Origin of the sequence: Micromonospora sp. NPDC049230, from assembly GCF_040647875.1 — a bacterium.
Taxonomy (GTDB): Bacteria; Actinomycetota; Actinomycetes; order Mycobacteriales; family Micromonosporaceae; genus Micromonospora.
In genome coordinates, this window is sequence record NZ_JBEZCZ010000016.1 from 67,073 (window position 1) to 83,038 (window position 15,966).

Below are 15,966 nucleotides of genomic sequence, written 5' to 3' on the forward strand. Positions count from 1 at the left end.
CGTCAACACGCGAAACCTATCGTTCTGGCATGAGCACCGGAGACGCCGACGGCCCTGTCCTCGACACGGAGCAGTTCGACCGCCTCGCCAGCTACGGCACCGAGGAAGAGGTCCAGCCGGGACAGGATCTGTACGCCGCCGGCGACAGCTCCTACGACTTCTTCCTGTTGCGCACGGCCACCGCGGAGGCCGTCCGTGACGCGACGGCACTGGAGCCTGAGCGCCTCATCTACCGGCGCGGACCAGGCGAGTTCCTCGGCGAACTGAGTCTCCTCACCGGGCAGCAGGTCTTCCTCACGGTCCGTGTCGTCACCGCCGGGACTGTCGTCCGGATCTCGGCCCCGGAACTGCGCCGTGTGCTCGCCGAGCAGGTCGACATCGCCGACGTCCTGATCGAGACGTTCCGCGCTCGACGTGAACTGATGCGCGGGGCCGCCGGCAACGCCCTGGAGATCGTCGGTCGGCCGCACGCGGCGGAATCGCTGGAGCTGCGCACGTACGTGACCCAGATGCTCCTCCCGCACGCCTGGCTCGACGCGGCCTCGCCGGCCGGGCGGGAGCTCATGCGGACGACAGGCGTCGGCGAGGACGACCTTCCGGTGGCGGTCACGGCCGGCCGGGTACTGCATCGCGCCACCCCGGGCACCATCGCGGAGGCCCTCGGCCTGACCTATGTCGCCACCGCGCGCAACCCTGACCTGATCGTGGTCGGTGCCGGGCCGGCGGGGCTGGCCGCTGCGGTCTACGGCGCGTCCGAGGGCCTCGTCACAGTGTTGCTGGACGGCACCGGCCTGGGCGGCCAGGCGGCCAAGAGCGCGCGGATCGAGAACTACCTCGGCTTCCCCGGGGGTGTCAGCGGTGAGCACCTGGCCCGGCTGGCGATGATCCAGGCGCTGAAGTTCGGTGTCCAGATCTACGCGCCCTGCGCGGTGGTCGGCCTCGACGTCTCGGACGAGTCGCGGCCCGTCGTGGAGCTGGCGGACGGGACCCGGATCGAGACGTCCGCGGTCGTCGCCGCCACCGGAGCGCGCTACCGACGCCTGGACATCGAGCGCTGGGCGGAGTTCGAGCAGAGCGGATGCATCAGGTACGCCGCCACCGAGCTGGACCTGCGCGGCTACGAGTCGCAGCCGGTGGCGGTCGTGGGCGGAGCCAACTCGGCCGGACAGGCGGCCCTCTCCCTGGCCGCACGCGGCTGCACAGTGCATCTGGTGGTGCGCTCAGCCGACCTCGGGGCGAAGATGTCGACGTACCTGGCCGACCGGATTCACGCCCATCCGCAGATCCGCGTCCACACCCGCGGCACCCTGCGAGAGCTTCAGGGCGACGACACACTGACGGCGATCGTCGTGGCGTCGGAGAGCGAGCGCGAGAGGCTGGTCTGCCGAGGGCTGTTCTGCTTCATCGGCGCCGACCCGGCGTCGGAGTGGATGAAGGGCATCGCCACTGACGACAGCGGTTTCGTGCTGACCGACAGCCGGCTGCCTCCCGACACGCACCAGGCGCCGTTGCCGTTCCAGACCAGCGCTCCCCGTGTCTTCGCGGTCGGCGACATCCGCTCCGGCTCCACCAAGCGGGTGGCCACCGCCGTCGGTGAGGGCGCTGCCGCGGTCGCCGCGGTGCACGCCGTACGGGCCGACTGAGCTTGGCCTCCGCTCGGTGGCGGCCGTCCGGCGGGCCCGCACAGTGGTCCCGCCGGACGGAGACGATCGAGGCTATTCGCCGGCCCGGCTCACCAGCGAGATCAGCTGATCCGCCGCCGGGCCCGAGGAAGCCGGGTTCTGGCCGGTGATGAGCAGCCCGTCGCTCACCACGTAGGACTCGAAGTTGCCCGCCTTGGAGAACTCGGCACCCTTGGCGACCAGCTCGTCCTCGACGAGGAAGGGCACGACCTTGGTCAGGCCCATGTACTCCTCCTCGCTGTCGGTGAACCCGGTGACCCGCTTGCCGGCGACCAGGGGCTTGCCGTCGGACGTCGCGCAGTGCCGCAACGCGCCCGGAGCGTGGCACACCAGCGCGATCGGCTTGCCCGCCGCGACGACCTGCTCGATCAGCCTGATCGAGTCGTTGTCCTCGGCGAGGTCCCAGAGAGGGCCGTGGCCGCCCGGGTAGAAGACGGTGTCGAAGTCGTCGACGGACACCGAGTCGAGCCGTACCGTCGTCGCGAGCTGGCGTTGCGCCTCGGCGTCCGCCGTGAACCGGCGGGTCTGGTCGGTCTGGAAGTCCGGCTCGTCGCTCTTCGGGTCCAGGGGTGCCCGGCCGCCCCGGGGCGAGGCGAGCGCCACGTCCCACCCCGCGTCGCGGAACCGGTAGTAGGGCGCGGCAAGTTCCTCAAGCCAGAAGCCGGTCTTGTGCCCGGTGTCGCCCAACTGGTCGTGCGAGGTCAACACCATCAGAACCTTTGTCATGTCCACTCCTCGAATCATCAGTCCGCTCGTACGTGCCCTGGTTGGCGGGTGAACATTCCTGGCCGAGGATGAGCCCCGCCGCCTCCGTCGGTCCGGCGGCTCAGACGCCGAACGCGACGACCTCCAGCTGAATGTTGTCGATGTCCCGGAAAACGACAGTCGAGTAGCGGAACGGATCCCGCGCGGTCTGGATGCCGGAGTGTGCGATTCCCAGGCTGTCCAGCCAGGCCGACCAGGCCTCAAGCCCCTCGCGCGTCTCGACGTTGAGGGAGAAGTGGTCGAGGCCGGTGCGAGCCTCGTCGAACTCCTCGCCCTGGTTGCCCTCATTGTGGTGCAGACCGATGCTGAAACCGGTGCGCGGCTCGATGACCAGCTCGGCGTACCCGGTCCAATCCCGCCCGTAATGCGGAAGCCGCCCGTCCGCGAGCGTGGCCTGGAAGACCTTCTGGTACCAGGCCACGCTGGCCTCCAGGTTCCGGACGGTGAACGCGACGTGGTGCACGCCGCTGAACGACGGTGGAGTGATGGTGGTCATGGAAACTCCCGGTGCTCAGGCGATGGACGCTGCACTGCGAGTTATAGGTGGCCCCACTTTACGAATAGTTGACGAGAGGCGAGGCTCGGCACCGGCGTCGATGCATAGCCTCTGACCTGCCGTTGGTCAGTCGGAATCAAGCGAATGTGCACTGGCCGCCCGTAGCCTTCGGGATGTGCGAGGCTGGCCGGTCGAATGCCCGGAGGCGCGAGCAACTACGCCGGTGGCCGCACTGACACAAACCTTCTACGGAGTGGTCGAGCCACGTCATGCCCACGATAAAGAAACCCCGAACCACGGCGCGTCGCATCGAGCAGGCGTGGCCGGGCAGCCCCGGCAAAACGTCATCCACCGACGATTCGGGAACTGGCGAGTACGGGAAGCTGTTCGCCTCCTTCACCGTCGACCCGCAGGGCACCGTCTCGTTGACCGACCTTGCCAACCGGCTGCGCGCGTCGGGGATCTCGGAGGCTGATCCGCGTCTGGCCCCGGTCTGGGGCGAGCTGCGTACCGCAGTGGGCGCCGACGGGCCGACACGCGTCGACCTGACCCGCTTCGTCGCACTGTGCAGGGCGGGCGGCGGTGTCATCGAGAAGTCGCTTCGCGGGGATCTCGTCATTCCGGACTTCGCCGCGCTCCGTACGGAGATCTTCGCGATCTACGAGGGGCTCCGGGATGTCGACGAGGGCCAGGTCGCCGACTACATCCCACAACTGGGCCGCGTCGATCCGGAGAAGTTCGGGATCGCGTTGTGCACCACCGATGGGCAGCGCCTGGCACTGGGAGACGCCGAGAGTGTCTTCTGCGTCCAGTCGGTCTGCAAACCCATCAACTACTGTCTCGCGCTGGAACAGCACGGCGCCGAGCAGGTCCACCGGCATGTGGGGCGGGAGCCCAGCGGTCGCGGGTTCAACGAGCTGACGCTGAACAGCGAAGGCCTCCCGCACAATCCGATGATCAATTCCGGGGCCATCATGTGCTGCTCGCTGCTGCGTCCCGGTTGGGAGATGGCCGACCGCTTCGACCACGTCGCCGAGACGTGGCGCAGGTTGGCCGGTGGCGGGGCGGTCGGATTCAACAACGCCGTCTACCTCTCGGAACGCCGCACGGCCGACCGGAACTTCGCCCTCGGCTACTTCATGCGCGAGCACCGGGCCTTCCCGGACGGGACGGACCTGACCGAGACGCTGGAGTTCTACTTCCAGTGCTGCTCGATCGAGGTCGACGCGCGGTCGCTGTCGGTCGTGGCCGCCTCGCTGGCCAACGGCGGCGTCAATCCCCTCACCAGGGAACGGATCTTCTCCGCCGACACCGTACGCAAGTGCCTGTCCCTGATGTCGTCGTGCGGGATGTACGACTACTCCGGGGAGTTCGCCTTCACGATCGGACTGCCGGCGAAGAGCGGGGTCTCCGGCGGACTCATGATCGTGGTTCCCGGCGTGCTGGGCATCTGCGTCTGGTCGCCGCGCCTCGACGCGCTGGGCAACTCCGTCCGAGGGGTCGCCTTCTGCGAGGCCCTCGTCAACCGGTTCAACTTCCACGTCTACGACTCCCTGGCCACCGGCGAGGACTCCGGCAAACGCGACCCGCGGCGCGGGCGCAACGAGGAGGAGGTGGCGTCGACCACGCGGTTGCTGTGGGCTGCCAGCCACGGTGACCTGGAGTACGTCCGGCTCGCGCTGGCGGCGGGAAAGGACCCCAACTCCGCCGACTACGACAGACGTACGGCGCTGCACCTGGCCGCCTCCGAGGGAAACCTCGACGTGGTCCAGTACCTCCTGGACCGTGGGGCCGATCCAACTCTGCGGGACCGCTGGGGAGGCACCCCGCTCTACGACGCAGAGCGAGGCGCACACGACCGGGTCGTCGCGGTGCTCACGTCGGCGCTGCGCGCCGCGGGTCCGGCAGCGGACACCCACCTCGTGCGACCGGACGCGCCGCTCGCGGCGGTCTGAGCCACGCACTCGCCCGATCACGATTTCGACTGGCCATCCGGCCCGAGCACAGGAGTAAGAGACACATGGCGTACAAGGCTGAATACATCTGGATCGACGGCACCGAGCCGACCGCGAAGCTGCGGTCGAAGACGAAGATCATCGCCGACGGCGTCGAGCCGGGTACCTGGGGCTTCGACGGCTCCAGCACCAACCAGGCCGAGGGCCGCAGCTCTGACCGGGTCCTGGAGCCGGTCGCCACCTACCCCGACCCGATCCGCGGTGGGGCGCACCTGCTGGTGCTGTGCGAGGTGTTCAACATCGACGGCACCCCGCACGAGTCGAACGCCCGGGCCCTGTTGCGCCCGGTGGCCGACCGGTTCGCGGCCCAGCAGCCCCTGTTCGGCATCGAGCAGGAGTACACGTTCTTCCAGGGCTCCCGCCCGCTGGGCTTTCCCGACGGCGGCTACCCGGCCCCGCAGGGCGGCTACTACTGCGGTGTCGGCGCGGACGAGATCTATGGCCGTGGCGTGGTCGAGAAGCACCTGGACAACTGCCTGGCCGCCGGCCTGACCATCTCCGGCATCAACGCCGAGGTCATGCCCGGCCAGTGGGAGTTCCAGGTCGGCCCCCTGTCGCCGCTGGAGGTCGCCGACCAGCTCTGGATCGCCCGTTGGCTGCTGCACCGCACGGCCGAGGACTTCGGCATCTCCGCCACCCTGGAGCCCAAGCCCGCGCGGGGTGACTGGAACGGCGCCGGCGCCCACACCAACTTCTCCACCGGCGCGATGCGCGAGAACTACGCGGCGATCATCGAGGCCTGCGAGTCCCTCGGCCGGGGCGACAAGCCCCTCAAGCACATCCGCAGCTACGGCGCCGGCGTCGAGGCCCGCCTCACCGGTGCCCACGAGACGGCGCCCTGGAGCGAGTACAGCTACGGCGTCTCCGACCGTGGCGCCTCCGTCCGCATCCCGTGGCAGGTGGAGATCGACAAGAAGGGCTACATCGAAGACCGCCGGCCCAACGCCAACGTCGACCCGTACACCGTCACCCGGCTCATCGTCGACACCTGCTGCACCGCACTGGAGGCCGCCGACCTCGCCTGAGGCACCGGCCCCTCCTCCTGTACGAAACCCAATCGCCGCCGCTGTGACGCGGAGGCTCTCAACACGTGGAGTGCACCTCGATGCCCGAAGGCTTCGACGCGGGTGACACCGCATTCGTCCTGACCAGCGCCGCGCTGGTCATGCTGATGACCCCGGGACTGGCGTTCTTCTACGGCGGCATGGTTCGCGCGAAGAGCGTTGTCAACATGCTGCTGATGAGCTTCGTCAGCCTGGGTATCGTCAGCGTTCTCTGGGTTGTCTACGGATACTCGCTCGCCTTCGGCGAGGACGTGGGTGGGCGCGGACTTGTCGGTGACCTGTCCAACGTGGGCATGAGCGGAATCTCGGACACCACGTTGACCGGCAGCGTTCCGGTGCTTGCCTTCGCCGTCTTCCAGATGATGTTCGCCGTCATCACGCCGGCGCTGATCAGCGGTGCGATCGCCGACCGCGCCAGGTTCGGCGCGTGGATGTTGTTCGTCGCCCTCTGGGTGACAGTTGTCTACTTCCCGGTGGCCCACTGGGTCTGGCAGTCCGGCGGTTGGATCTACAAGCTCGGCGTCAAGGACTTCGCCGGAGGCACGGCGGTCCACATCAACGCGGGCATGGCCGCCCTCGGCGCGCTACTGGTGCTCGGCAACCGGGTCGGCTTCCGGCGGGAGTCGATGCGGGCGCACAGTCTGCCCCTCGTGATGCTCGGCTCGGGCCTGCTCTGGTTCGGCTGGTTCGGATTCAACGCCGGATCGGCCCTCGCCGCGAACGGCACCGCCAGTGTCGCCTTCATGAACACGCAGGTGGCGGCCGGCGCAGGTCTGATCGGCTGGCTTGTGTGGGAGCGGGTCCGCAAGGGCGGTTTCACCTCGTTGGGCGCCGCCTCGGGAGCGGTCGCCGGCCTGGTGGCCATCACCCCGGCCTGCGCGGTCGTGAACGTCTGGGGCGCGATCGCCATCGGCGTCATCGCCGGCGTCGGCTGCGCCTGGGCCGTCGGTCTGAAGGACCGGTTCGGCTACGACGACTCGCTGGATGTCGTGGCTGTGCACGCGGTCGGCGGTGTCGTCGGCACCCTCCTCATCGGGGTCTTCGACGTGACGGACGGCCTCGTTGCCGGTGCTGGCGCGGGCCAGTTGCTGAAGCAGGCGCTCGCTGCCGTCGCCGTCGCGGCGTACTCCCTGGCGCTGACGTGGCTGCTGGTCAAGGTCATTGATGTGACCGTCGGTTTCCGGGTGACGCGTTCGGACGAGGTCACCGGGGTCGACCAGATCCTGCACACCGAGAACGCCTACGACTTCGCCACGAGGGAGTCGGACACCGTTCCGGCCGGCACGATCGGCATCCTGTCGCCCTCCCCGACCGCCCGACACCAGAGAGTCGGTGACTCCACCGGATCGTCGACCCGCTGACCGGCCACGTCGACGATCGCCGCGCAGAGCCGGACCGGGAAGGCGTGCCAACCCTCCCGGTCCGGCGGCGCGCACACTCGCGGCGGCGCTATGCCCGTCCGGCATCGAGGGTGAGGTTGACGCCGTTGGCCGCCGGGTTCTCGAGCAGGAACAGGCATCCGTCGACGATGTGCCGCATGGTGGGCAGCTCCCCGGTCAGGGAGACCTTGCGCAGGGGCTCGAGGATGGCCTGGTTGTCCACCCAGGCGGGGCTGTCGGCGACGGCACCCGGGTGGATCGAGTTGACCCGCACCGGCGCGAGCTCCACGCTCAGGGTGCGCACCAGGCCAACAATGCCGGCGTTGACAGTGGACAACACAGTGGAACCCGGATAGGGCCGGTCCTTCGCCATTCCGCCGAACAGCAACACGGCGGCATCGGGTGCGAGTCGCCCGTACAGGGCCGCCACCACCGCCGCATAGCCGACGATCTTGGTGGTCGCCAGCGTCACCGCCGCCGGGATCGCGAAGGACGCCACTGTGTTGCTGTCCCGAATCATTCCCGCGACAGCAAGACGATCAACGGGTCCCACCTCTCGGAGCGCGTCCGCCACCGACTCCGGCCGGGACAGGTCGAGCCCCGACCCGGACACCGAGCCTTCGGTCTCGGCTGCAAGCCGCGCCGCCTCGGCCTCGGCCCGCTGCACCGTCCGTCCGGTGATGGTCACCTCGTTGCCCCGCCGGGCGTACTCGGCGGCCAACTCGCGACCGATGCCCTGGGTGGCACCCACGACGAGAACTCTCACATTCTTCTCGCATTCTTCTCACACTCTTCGGCGCGGAGGTCCTCCGCTCGTCCGGAGACCAGTCTCGGTCACTCGGCGTGCAGTGCGCTCGACGTTGACGCTGCCGTTCTCGAAACGGCCTTCGTTACCAGCCATGGAGCAGATTCGTGCCGCAGGGTTTCCTCGTTGAGAGTCAGCGCGACACCGTGGCCGTGTCGACGGCCGCCGGGCTACGACTGCACCTTCGCCGAGCCACTCTCACCGATCTTGAGGCGGCCAACCACCTGCACCGCTGGGAGTGCTCCGCGGAGAGCCGCAGGGCCCGCTACCACGCGTCGCGAGACCGGATCCGCCACGCCGAGTGGCGGCATCTGATCGACCCTGATCGCGGCTACACGTTCCTCATCGCCTGCCCGCAGTGGCCGGGGCCGATCGGTCTCGCGCACCTGTTGTGGCAGCACTGCGGACCGCCGGAGATCGCCCTGTTGATCGCTGACAAATGGCAGGGCCGTGGAGTCGGCACCGCGGTGGCCCGGCACCTGGCCGGCCTCGCCGCCGCGCACGGCCACCCCGTGCAACAGGCACGAATCAGGTCGGGCAACGATCGGGCCATCCGCCTGGCGAATCGCTTTCACGCGATCATCGACGACGCGGTCTGACGCCGCACCGACAGTCGGGACGGGTGGAGCCGGCGCGTTCCCTGGTAGGGAAGAGTCCTTCCACTGCGTGACGCCAACGTCTTCGTCGGATCCTGCCGGCACGCGACGGGCAGGACCCGATCGCCACGGCCGGCACGTGTCGTTTCGACAGCGCACCAGCGGGCAGGCGCCCTGTCGGCCGTCCCAGATCCCCGGCGTGGTCCCCGCTTCCCTCCAGCGGCGGGGGCCACGCCGGTGTCCGATCGGCAGGACGTCGCGGGCTCGCCGGACGCGACGCGTGCAGCGGACGCCGGGCGTTCGACCTGCCATCCACCCACGGAGGCCGACCACCCGGTACGTCCGCACGGCGGCGGACGGGCACCCGGATGCCCGGTCAGCGGCGATAGGCTCGTCCTGTCCTGCCGCGTACGGGTTGTGCCTCCCCCGAGCCCGGGACGGGATGCCCACGGAGGGAATTCGATGACGGAACGAGAGCTCCCCGCGCTGACCCGCGCCGAGCAGGACCTCGTGGACCGCTACCTGCGCGTCATCGACCTGGTGGCCCGGCTCAACCCGGCTCGCGACAGCGGCCACTTCGACGCACGGGGTTGCGTCCTGGCCGCGCAGGCGCTGGCTGCGGAGGCCAGAGCGATCGGCATGGCAGCCGAGACCATGCTCGAACGCGGCGAGGACGAGTTGCACCCCGCGACACTGGCCCGGGCGATCCGCGCCCTCGACGGCGAGCGCCGCATCGCGCGGCTGCGGCTGCCCGAGACCTGAACCTCGCGCACCAGAGGTGCCGGTGGATCCCCGCTCCCGGCCGCGTACGTCGCACCCTCTGTCAGCGCGACGCCGGTGGGCGGACGCTCGGAGAACGCGCAACTGGCGCGTTTCGGTGTCCATCGACCCGGTCGGACAAGGAGGCATGGCCGGCGGGTCAGCCGAGACCGGAGCCACTTCGCCATTTCAGCTCGTTCGAGCGGCCTTCGAGCGCGGCGTGGCAGCATCGGTTTCGTCCCGTGCCCGGACCACCGGCGCGTCGGCGTTTAAGGGATTGCCGTGTCACGAGACGGCCGAGGAGTGATGAGCATGGCGCTCGACGAGAGCGAAATCGGCGGCCTGCGTCGCCAGCTGGGCGAGCTGAGCGATCGGTCCGAGATCACCGACCTGATCACCCGCCTGGGTGTGTGGCTGGACGGGCACTGCTTGGAGGATCCCGGTGAACTGTTCGCCGCCGATGTCGTGGCGGAAACTCCGGGCGGCCGGCAGGAGGGCTTCGACGTGGTCGTCGACGGCGCCCGGCGTGCGCACGCCGACTATGCACGGCTGCAACACTTCGTCTCGAACGTGCTGGTGGACCTCGACGGCGACCAGGCCAGCGCGCGGGCGCATCTGGTGGCCGTCTTCATCTCCGAAGGAGCGCAGGCCGACACTCGGGTGCTGGTCGGCCACTACCGCTTCGGGATCGTACGCACCACTGTCGGCTGGCGGATCTCCCGGCTCGCCATCCTGCCGTCGTGGAGCTCGCCGGTGAGCGAGGCTGCCCTGATCCCGTCACCCGGCGCGTAGTCGGTGTCTGTCGAACGCTAGGGCCGTCACTGTTTCCGGCGGCCCGGCATAGGGCCCGCGTCGAAGTCCTCGGTCGAGCCGAGGCGGAGTCCGGGCGGCGGTCCGGCAAGGCGGATATTCGTTCGGATACAACAGCGGTATCCGAACGAATATCCAACGCGGCCGATCGACGTCCGGGCCCGCCGCAGGCCAGCCAGGGACTTTGACACAGGCCCTCGCGCTCGGCAGCCCTCGTCAGAACAGCTGGTCGTGATCCACCCTGCGGTACTTGGTAAGCAACTCGTCGTCGGCGCCGCGCACCAGGATGTCGTTCACCACGCAGCTGGGCGCGATCGTCGGCGTGCCGTTCGGCCGGGTGGTGACCACCAGCGCATAGCAGGTCGAGCGGATCGACCCGTCGTCCTGCGGCTCCACGTCGATCATGTTGAACCAGTGCCTGCGCTGCACCGGGTCGTTCTCGAACTTCTTGTGGAACTCGAACAGGTCCGCGACGATTCCGGCGCGGGTCCGTGCCGGTTCCCGACCGGGAGTGTGCCCGAACTCCGCGTCTTCGGTAAATGTCTCCGCGTACGCCTCCAGCTTGCGGTCGTCGAGTTGGCGCATCTGGCGGGCGTAGAACTGCTGCACCTCCACGTAGAGGTCGGTGAATGTGCGGGTCGGCGCCATGCGGTCCTCCGGTGCGTTCGGCTCAGGAACTGCGTCCGCTTCACCGTGCGGCATCCGGCTCGAAGGTCGCTCGAACGACGTCCGGCGCCCGGCGTCCGGTCCAAGACAACCTCGATCGCCGTTCGAGCCGCACGGCCGACCCTGGGCGACGTCCGACACGTCAGCATGAATGGGGAGACCATGACGGAGAACCGGCGGGTGGCCATCGTCTCGGGAGCCACCAGCGGGATGGGCCTGGAGATCGCACGCTCGCTCGCCGAGCAGGGCACCCAGGTCTATCTCTGCTCGCGACGTGACGCGGCGGTCGCCGCCACGGTCAAGGACTTGCAGGACCAGGGGTACGACGTGGACGGTCGCAGCTGCGACGTGCGCTCCGCCGAGGACGTGGACCGGTTCGTCCGCGCGGCGGTCGATCGGTACGGACCGGTCGACATCCTGGTCAACAACGCCGGCCGGCCTGGCGGCGGAGCGACAGCGGAGATCGACGACGAGCTTTGGCTGGACGTCATCAACACCAACCTCAACAGCGTCTTCCTGATGACCAAGCGGGTGCTCAACACGGGCGGCATGCTCGGCAAGGGGTGGGGTCGGATCGTCAACATCGCGTCCACCGGCGGTAAGCAGGGCGTGGTGCATGCCGCGCCGTACTCGGCGTCCAAGCACGGCGTGGTCGGCTTCAGCAAGGCGCTCGGCCTGGAGTTGGCCAAGACGGGGATCACCGTCAACGCCGTCTGCCCGGGCTTCGTGGAGACACCGATGGCCGAGCGCGTTCGGGAGCACTACGCCGCGATCTGGGGCGTGGACGAGGCCGAGACACACGCACGCATCACCGCCCGGGTGCCGATCGGTCGCTACGTCGAGGTCCAGGAGGTCGCCGCGATGGTCAACTATTTGGTCAGCGATGGGGCGGGGGCGGTCACCGCGCAGGCTCTCAACGTCTGCGGTGGGCTCGGCAACTACTAGGCCCGTCAAAGCCCCTGGCCGGCCTGCCGCGGAGTCCGAGGACTTCGACGCATGCCCTGGGCGACTCTCGCAGGTCTGCGCAAGCCATCGCCGGTTTGCCGACAGCATCGTCCATCCGCAACTGATCAGAAGCTCGAGGGAGGCACAGCCATGTCCCAGGACACCGAGGACCCGACCCGGATGCCCGCCGGCGAGAACGCCAACGTCCCGGAGTCCCCGGCCGTCTCGGACATCGAGGCTTCGTTGGAACTGGTCCGGACCAACGCCCTACAGCTACTGAAGGGCTTCAGCCACGCGCCCAGCGTGTTGCGCATCCGGGCCGGCGGGGTAACCGTCGAGGCGGAGTGGCCAACCGGCCAACCGCTGCCGGCCGATCCGATCACTCTGTCGACCGCCCCGGCCCCGTCCGTACCGACGCTGGACAGTCCGGTGGTGCCGGCGGGGGTCGAGGTGCGCGCGCCCGCGGTCGGCGTGCTGTTTCATTGCCCGTCGCCGGGTGCCGCGCCGTTCGTCAAGGTCGGTGACCGGGTGGAGGCTGGCCAACAGATCGGGATCGTCGAGGTGATGAAGCTGATGATCCCGGTGCACTCGGGCTGCGCCGGCACCGTGACAGCGGTTCTCCGGGGCGACGGTGACGCCGTGGAGTTCGACGAGCCACTGTTCCGCATCGACCCGAGCGGGTCCTGAATCCGGTGACGCGGGCGACCGTCACGGCAGCGCGCCGGCGGCCGCCCGCGCGGTTCAGACGACGGCGGGGTAGCGGCGGGCGCTGCTGCTCTCCCCCTGCAAGACCGCGAGTTGCAACCGCTGCATCTCGATGGTCGGCTCGACACCGAGCTCCCGATCCAGGATCCGGCGTAGGTTCTGGTAGGCCTGGAGGGCCTCGGCCCGCCGGCCGGACTCGAAAAGGACCTCGATCAGATGAGCGTGGAACGACTCGTTCAGGGGGTGTGCGGAGACCAGGGAGCGCAGTTGCGGCACGAGCTCGAGGTGGCGCCCGAGGCTCCGCTCGGCCGTAATCCGCAGGCCGACCGCCTGGATCCGCAACTCGTCGAGGTGAGCCACCCGCGCGCCCAGCACCTCGCCAACATCGAGGCCGGCGAACGCCGGCCCCCGCCACAGCGCCAATCCGGCGTTCAGATAGTCGACCGCCTGCTGGGGGTGACCTTTTTCGAGCAGCTCACGCCCACGGCGCACGGACTGGATGAAGACGTTGACGTCAATGTCGTCAGGGTGCACCTGAACGCCATATCCCGGCGGCCGGGTGACGACGATGTTCCTATTTCCGTCGACCATTTCCCGGGTGAGCATGCGGCGCGCGTGATAGATGTAGGTCTGCAAGGTCGTCACGGCGCTGCGTGGCGGCTTCTCGCCCCATAGTTCGGCGATGATCGTGTCCACGCCAACATTCTCCGGACACTGCACCAGCAACAGCGCGAGCACCTGGCTGGTCTTCGAAGCATTGACCGGGAAAGACGGTCTTTCGCCGGTCACGATCTCCATCGGTCCCAGAATCTTGAACTGCACGTCACACTCCCCGTGTGTGTCATGTGGGCGACTGTGCGGGGGGCCGCAGGCAAGCGAGCTGCCACAAAGCCGCTACGGACAGATACATCGATGTATCCCTATTCCCTGGATGGGCCCTGACGGTCCTCCACCAAAGCCGGCGTCGCTGATCAAAGCTCTCGCACCCCGCCCGCGTCGGGCCATGCCCCCTGCCCGCGCCTGGCGATCCGCCCTGGTCACGTAGCGGAAATCATTCCACTTACAGCTACGACGGGTAATTTTACACAGCCGCTCCGTCATCGCAATGGGACTTCAGCAGCCGACCCAGCGGGGGTCGGAAATTTCCGGTTAACGGATTGTTTCAACGGCGCAGCCCCGCTGGACAGACCGGTCAATTCACCCTTGCTTACTCAGCACTGTGATGAACTGCACATCGACCCCAGGCTCTTCTAATGCGGATATTCGACAGGTGGAATAACTGCCGAGCCGTGCAGACCGGGGCGGAAGCCCGGCACGAAAGTCACATATCCAACAGTCCACCGACGAGATCCCTCAGGATCCGCCCGGACCAACGCCGATCCCCGCACGAATCCGCCATTCGGCCGACCCTTCGACACCTGAGTGACGATGCCCGGCCTTGATCGAATTTATTAGACTGGCGAATGCACGGGGGGATTCGTCCGCGGCCGTGGAGTGCGCTCGTTCCGGCCGCGGGGCTCTTTTGTATTGAAACCTTTCTGATTCGTTTCCATTGCGGTGCGGATCGGACTGCTTCCCGTGCGTAACAGCGCCCTCGGCGCTCCGCACATCAGCCGGCGCAGTGCGGCGTCGGCACAGCTGTCCAGGAAGGACTGGAATGACGACGATCAGCAGAAGAGGGCTCCTTGTCGGCGCAGCCGCGGCGACAGGCGCCGTGACGGCCGGGGTGGGTGCCGCGCCCGCCCTGGCGGATGAGCAAACCGATCCCACAGTCCCAGCCGCCCGCATCGTGACCCCGGGCGACGCTCGCTACCCCGACGTGGTGGTCGGTAACAACCAGCGCTTCGTCGCCACACCGGAGGCGGTGTTTTTCGCCGGCTCCACGCAGCAGGTGCTCGACGCCGTCCAGAAGGCGGTGCGGGCCGGGAAGCGGATCTCCGTACGCAGCGGAGGACACTGCTACGCCGATTTCGTCTACCACTCGGCCGCCAAGGTCATCATCGACATGTCGGCGATGAACTCCATCGGCTACGACAACACCCGTAACGCCTTCGCCATCCAGCCGGGCGCCCTGCTGGGCCAGGTCTACGAGACGCTCAAGAAGGGTTGGAACGTCACTCTCCCCGGCGGGGTGTGCCCGACCGTGGGCATCGGGGGGCATGTCGCCGGCGGCGGCTACGGCCTTCTCTCCCGGCGCTACGGAGTGGTCGCGGACCATCTCGAAGCCGTCGAGATGGTGGTGGTCGACAAGTACGGTGTTGCCCGGGTCGTGGTTGCCTCGCGCAACTCGGCCGACGTCAACAGGGACCTCTGGTGGGCTGCCGCAGGCGGGGGCGGCGGCAACTTCGGCATCGTGACCAAGTACTGGTTCCGCTCGATTGGCGCAACCGGGACCACTCCCGGCCAGCAACTGCCGCAACCCCCGGCCGAGGTGCTGGTCAGCTCGCTGCCGGTCGGCTGGCCCACGCTGACCCAGGAGGCCTTCACCACACTGGTCCGCAACTTCGGCACCTGGTACGAGCGCAATGCCGACCCGTCCTCGCCGTACACGGCACTGTCCGGGGCAGCGTTCATCACCCACCGGTCGGCCGGCGGCTTCGGCCTGGTGACGCAGATCGACGCGGCGGTGCCGGACGCCGCCCGGATGCTCGACGAATACCTCGCCGCCATCACCCAGGGCACCGGCATCGTCGCGCCGTACCCACCCCGCAGGCTGCGCTGGCTGGCTGCCACCCGCCTGATCGGCACCAGCAACCCGGCGACCATGCTGGATCCCACGATGCGCAGCACTGTGAAGTCGGCATACATGAGAAAGGGCTTCACCGACTCGCAGATCGCGGCGCTGTGGCGCGGCCTGACCCGCACGGACTACGCCAACCCCAACGCCACAGTGCAACTGACCGGTGTGGCCGGCGGCAAGGTGAACTCGCTGTCCGAGTCGGCCACGGCCTACCCGCACCGCAACGCGAGCTTCCTGACGCTGTTCGAGAACTTCTGGATGGATCCGTCGCAGGATGCCGCGCACGTCGGCTGGCTGCGCGACATCTATCACCAAACTTTCGCGGACACCGGTGGTTACCCGGTGCCGAATCTTCAGACCGACGGTTGTTACATCAACTCACCGGACATGGACATCCGTGATCCGGCCATCAACCGCTCCGGGGTGCCCTGGTCCACGCTGTATTACAAGGGCAACTACGCGGGCCTACAGCGGGCGAAGGCTCGCTGGGACCCGCTGAACACCTTCCGTCACTCGCAGTCGATCGAGCTGCCGTGAGC

Annotated in this window: 15 protein-coding genes; 10 read left to right on the plus strand and 5 right to left on the minus strand. The window is 68.4% G+C overall.

Features of this window, described 5'->3' with window-relative positions:
• The first annotated feature begins 29 nt into the window (after nucleotides 1–29).
• Complete coding sequence (locus AB0A95_RS16030; RefSeq protein ID WP_357556482.1) at nucleotides 30–1,643, plus strand: FAD-dependent oxidoreductase; 1,614 nt, start codon at nucleotides 30–32, stop codon at nucleotides 1,641–1,643.
• A 72-nt stretch (nucleotides 1,644–1,715) separates the two neighbouring features.
• Here the strand turns inward: AB0A95_RS16030 and AB0A95_RS16035 are convergent, their stop codons facing one another.
• Nucleotides 1,716–2,408 (minus strand): type 1 glutamine amidotransferase domain-containing protein, encoded by a 693-nt coding sequence (locus tag AB0A95_RS16035; RefSeq protein ID WP_357556483.1) that lies wholly within the window; start codon nucleotides 2,406–2,408, stop codon nucleotides 1,716–1,718.
• A 100-nt stretch (nucleotides 2,409–2,508) separates the two neighbouring features.
• Nucleotides 2,509–2,943, minus strand: a complete 435-nt coding sequence (locus AB0A95_RS16040) for a VOC family protein (protein WP_357556484.1) — start codon at nucleotides 2,941–2,943, stop codon at nucleotides 2,509–2,511.
• Between the two features lie 269 nt (nucleotides 2,944–3,212).
• Here AB0A95_RS16040 and glsA point away from each other — a divergent pair, with 269 nt between their 5' ends.
• The 3 genes from glsA (at nucleotide 3,213) to AB0A95_RS16055 (ending at nucleotide 7,383) form a co-directional block, all read left to right on the plus strand.
• Entirely contained in the window at nucleotides 3,213–4,898 is a 1,686-nt protein-coding gene (gene glsA, locus AB0A95_RS16045; protein ID WP_357556485.1) for a glutaminase A, read from the plus strand.
• A 65-nt stretch (nucleotides 4,899–4,963) separates the two neighbouring features.
• On the plus strand, nucleotides 4,964–5,983 hold the full coding sequence (gene glnII / locus AB0A95_RS16050) for a glutamine synthetase (protein ID WP_357556486.1): 1,020 nt from the start codon (nucleotides 4,964–4,966) through the stop codon (nucleotides 5,981–5,983).
• Nucleotides 5,984–6,063: 80 nt separating this feature from the next.
• Entirely contained in the window at nucleotides 6,064–7,383 is a 1,320-nt protein-coding gene (locus AB0A95_RS16055) for an ammonium transporter (RefSeq protein WP_357556487.1), read from the plus strand.
• Between the two features lie 88 nt (nucleotides 7,384–7,471).
• On the opposite strand, the gene AB0A95_RS16060 is transcribed toward AB0A95_RS16055, so the two are convergent.
• Entirely contained in the window at nucleotides 7,472–8,152 is a 681-nt protein-coding gene (locus tag AB0A95_RS16060) for an SDR family oxidoreductase (protein ID WP_357556488.1), read from the minus strand.
• Nucleotides 8,153–8,313: 161 nt separating this feature from the next.
• Here AB0A95_RS16060 and AB0A95_RS16065 point away from each other — a divergent pair, with 161 nt between their 5' ends.
• From AB0A95_RS16065 to AB0A95_RS16075, 3 genes are all read left to right on the plus strand, one after another.
• Nucleotides 8,314–8,805 (plus strand): GNAT family N-acetyltransferase, encoded by a 492-nt coding sequence (locus tag AB0A95_RS16065; RefSeq protein ID WP_357556489.1) that lies wholly within the window; start codon nucleotides 8,314–8,316, stop codon nucleotides 8,803–8,805.
• Between the two features lie 459 nt (nucleotides 8,806–9,264).
• The gene (locus tag AB0A95_RS16070; RefSeq protein ID WP_357556490.1) at nucleotides 9,265–9,564 is read left to right on the plus strand and encodes a hypothetical protein; all 300 of its coding nucleotides are present in this window, start codon (nucleotides 9,265–9,267) and stop codon (nucleotides 9,562–9,564) included.
• A gap of 309 nt (nucleotides 9,565–9,873) precedes the next feature.
• A complete protein-coding gene (locus AB0A95_RS16075; RefSeq protein ID WP_357556491.1) occupies nucleotides 9,874–10,353 on the plus strand; it encodes a nuclear transport factor 2 family protein in 480 nt (159 codons plus the stop codon).
• Nucleotides 10,354–10,587: 234 nt separating this feature from the next.
• Here the strand turns inward: AB0A95_RS16075 and AB0A95_RS16080 are convergent, their stop codons facing one another.
• Nucleotides 10,588–11,019 (minus strand): nuclear transport factor 2 family protein, encoded by a 432-nt coding sequence (locus AB0A95_RS16080; protein WP_357556492.1) that lies wholly within the window; start codon nucleotides 11,017–11,019, stop codon nucleotides 10,588–10,590.
• Nucleotides 11,020–11,199: 180 nt separating this feature from the next.
• On the opposite strand from AB0A95_RS16080, the gene AB0A95_RS16085 reads away from it, so the two are divergent.
• The gene (locus tag AB0A95_RS16085) at nucleotides 11,200–11,982 is read left to right on the plus strand and encodes an SDR family NAD(P)-dependent oxidoreductase (RefSeq protein WP_357556493.1); all 783 of its coding nucleotides are present in this window, start codon (nucleotides 11,200–11,202) and stop codon (nucleotides 11,980–11,982) included.
• 150 nt (nucleotides 11,983–12,132) lie between these two features.
• Complete coding sequence (locus AB0A95_RS16090; protein WP_357556494.1) at nucleotides 12,133–12,669, plus strand: acetyl-CoA carboxylase biotin carboxyl carrier protein subunit; 537 nt, start codon at nucleotides 12,133–12,135, stop codon at nucleotides 12,667–12,669.
• 54 nt (nucleotides 12,670–12,723) lie between these two features.
• Here AB0A95_RS16090 and AB0A95_RS16095 read toward each other — a convergent pair whose 3' ends face one another.
• Nucleotides 12,724–13,509 carry an AfsR/SARP family transcriptional regulator gene (locus AB0A95_RS16095; protein ID WP_357556495.1) on the minus strand — a complete coding sequence of 262 codons (786 nt, stop codon included), beginning with the start codon at nucleotides 13,507–13,509 and terminating at the stop codon, nucleotides 12,724–12,726.
• A gap of 835 nt (nucleotides 13,510–14,344) precedes the next feature.
• Here AB0A95_RS16095 and AB0A95_RS16100 point away from each other — a divergent pair.
• The gene (locus AB0A95_RS16100; RefSeq protein ID WP_357556496.1) at nucleotides 14,345–15,964 is read left to right on the plus strand and encodes an FAD-binding protein; all 1,620 of its coding nucleotides are present in this window, start codon (nucleotides 14,345–14,347) and stop codon (nucleotides 15,962–15,964) included.
• The last annotated feature ends 2 nt before the right edge of the window (nucleotides 15,965–15,966 follow it).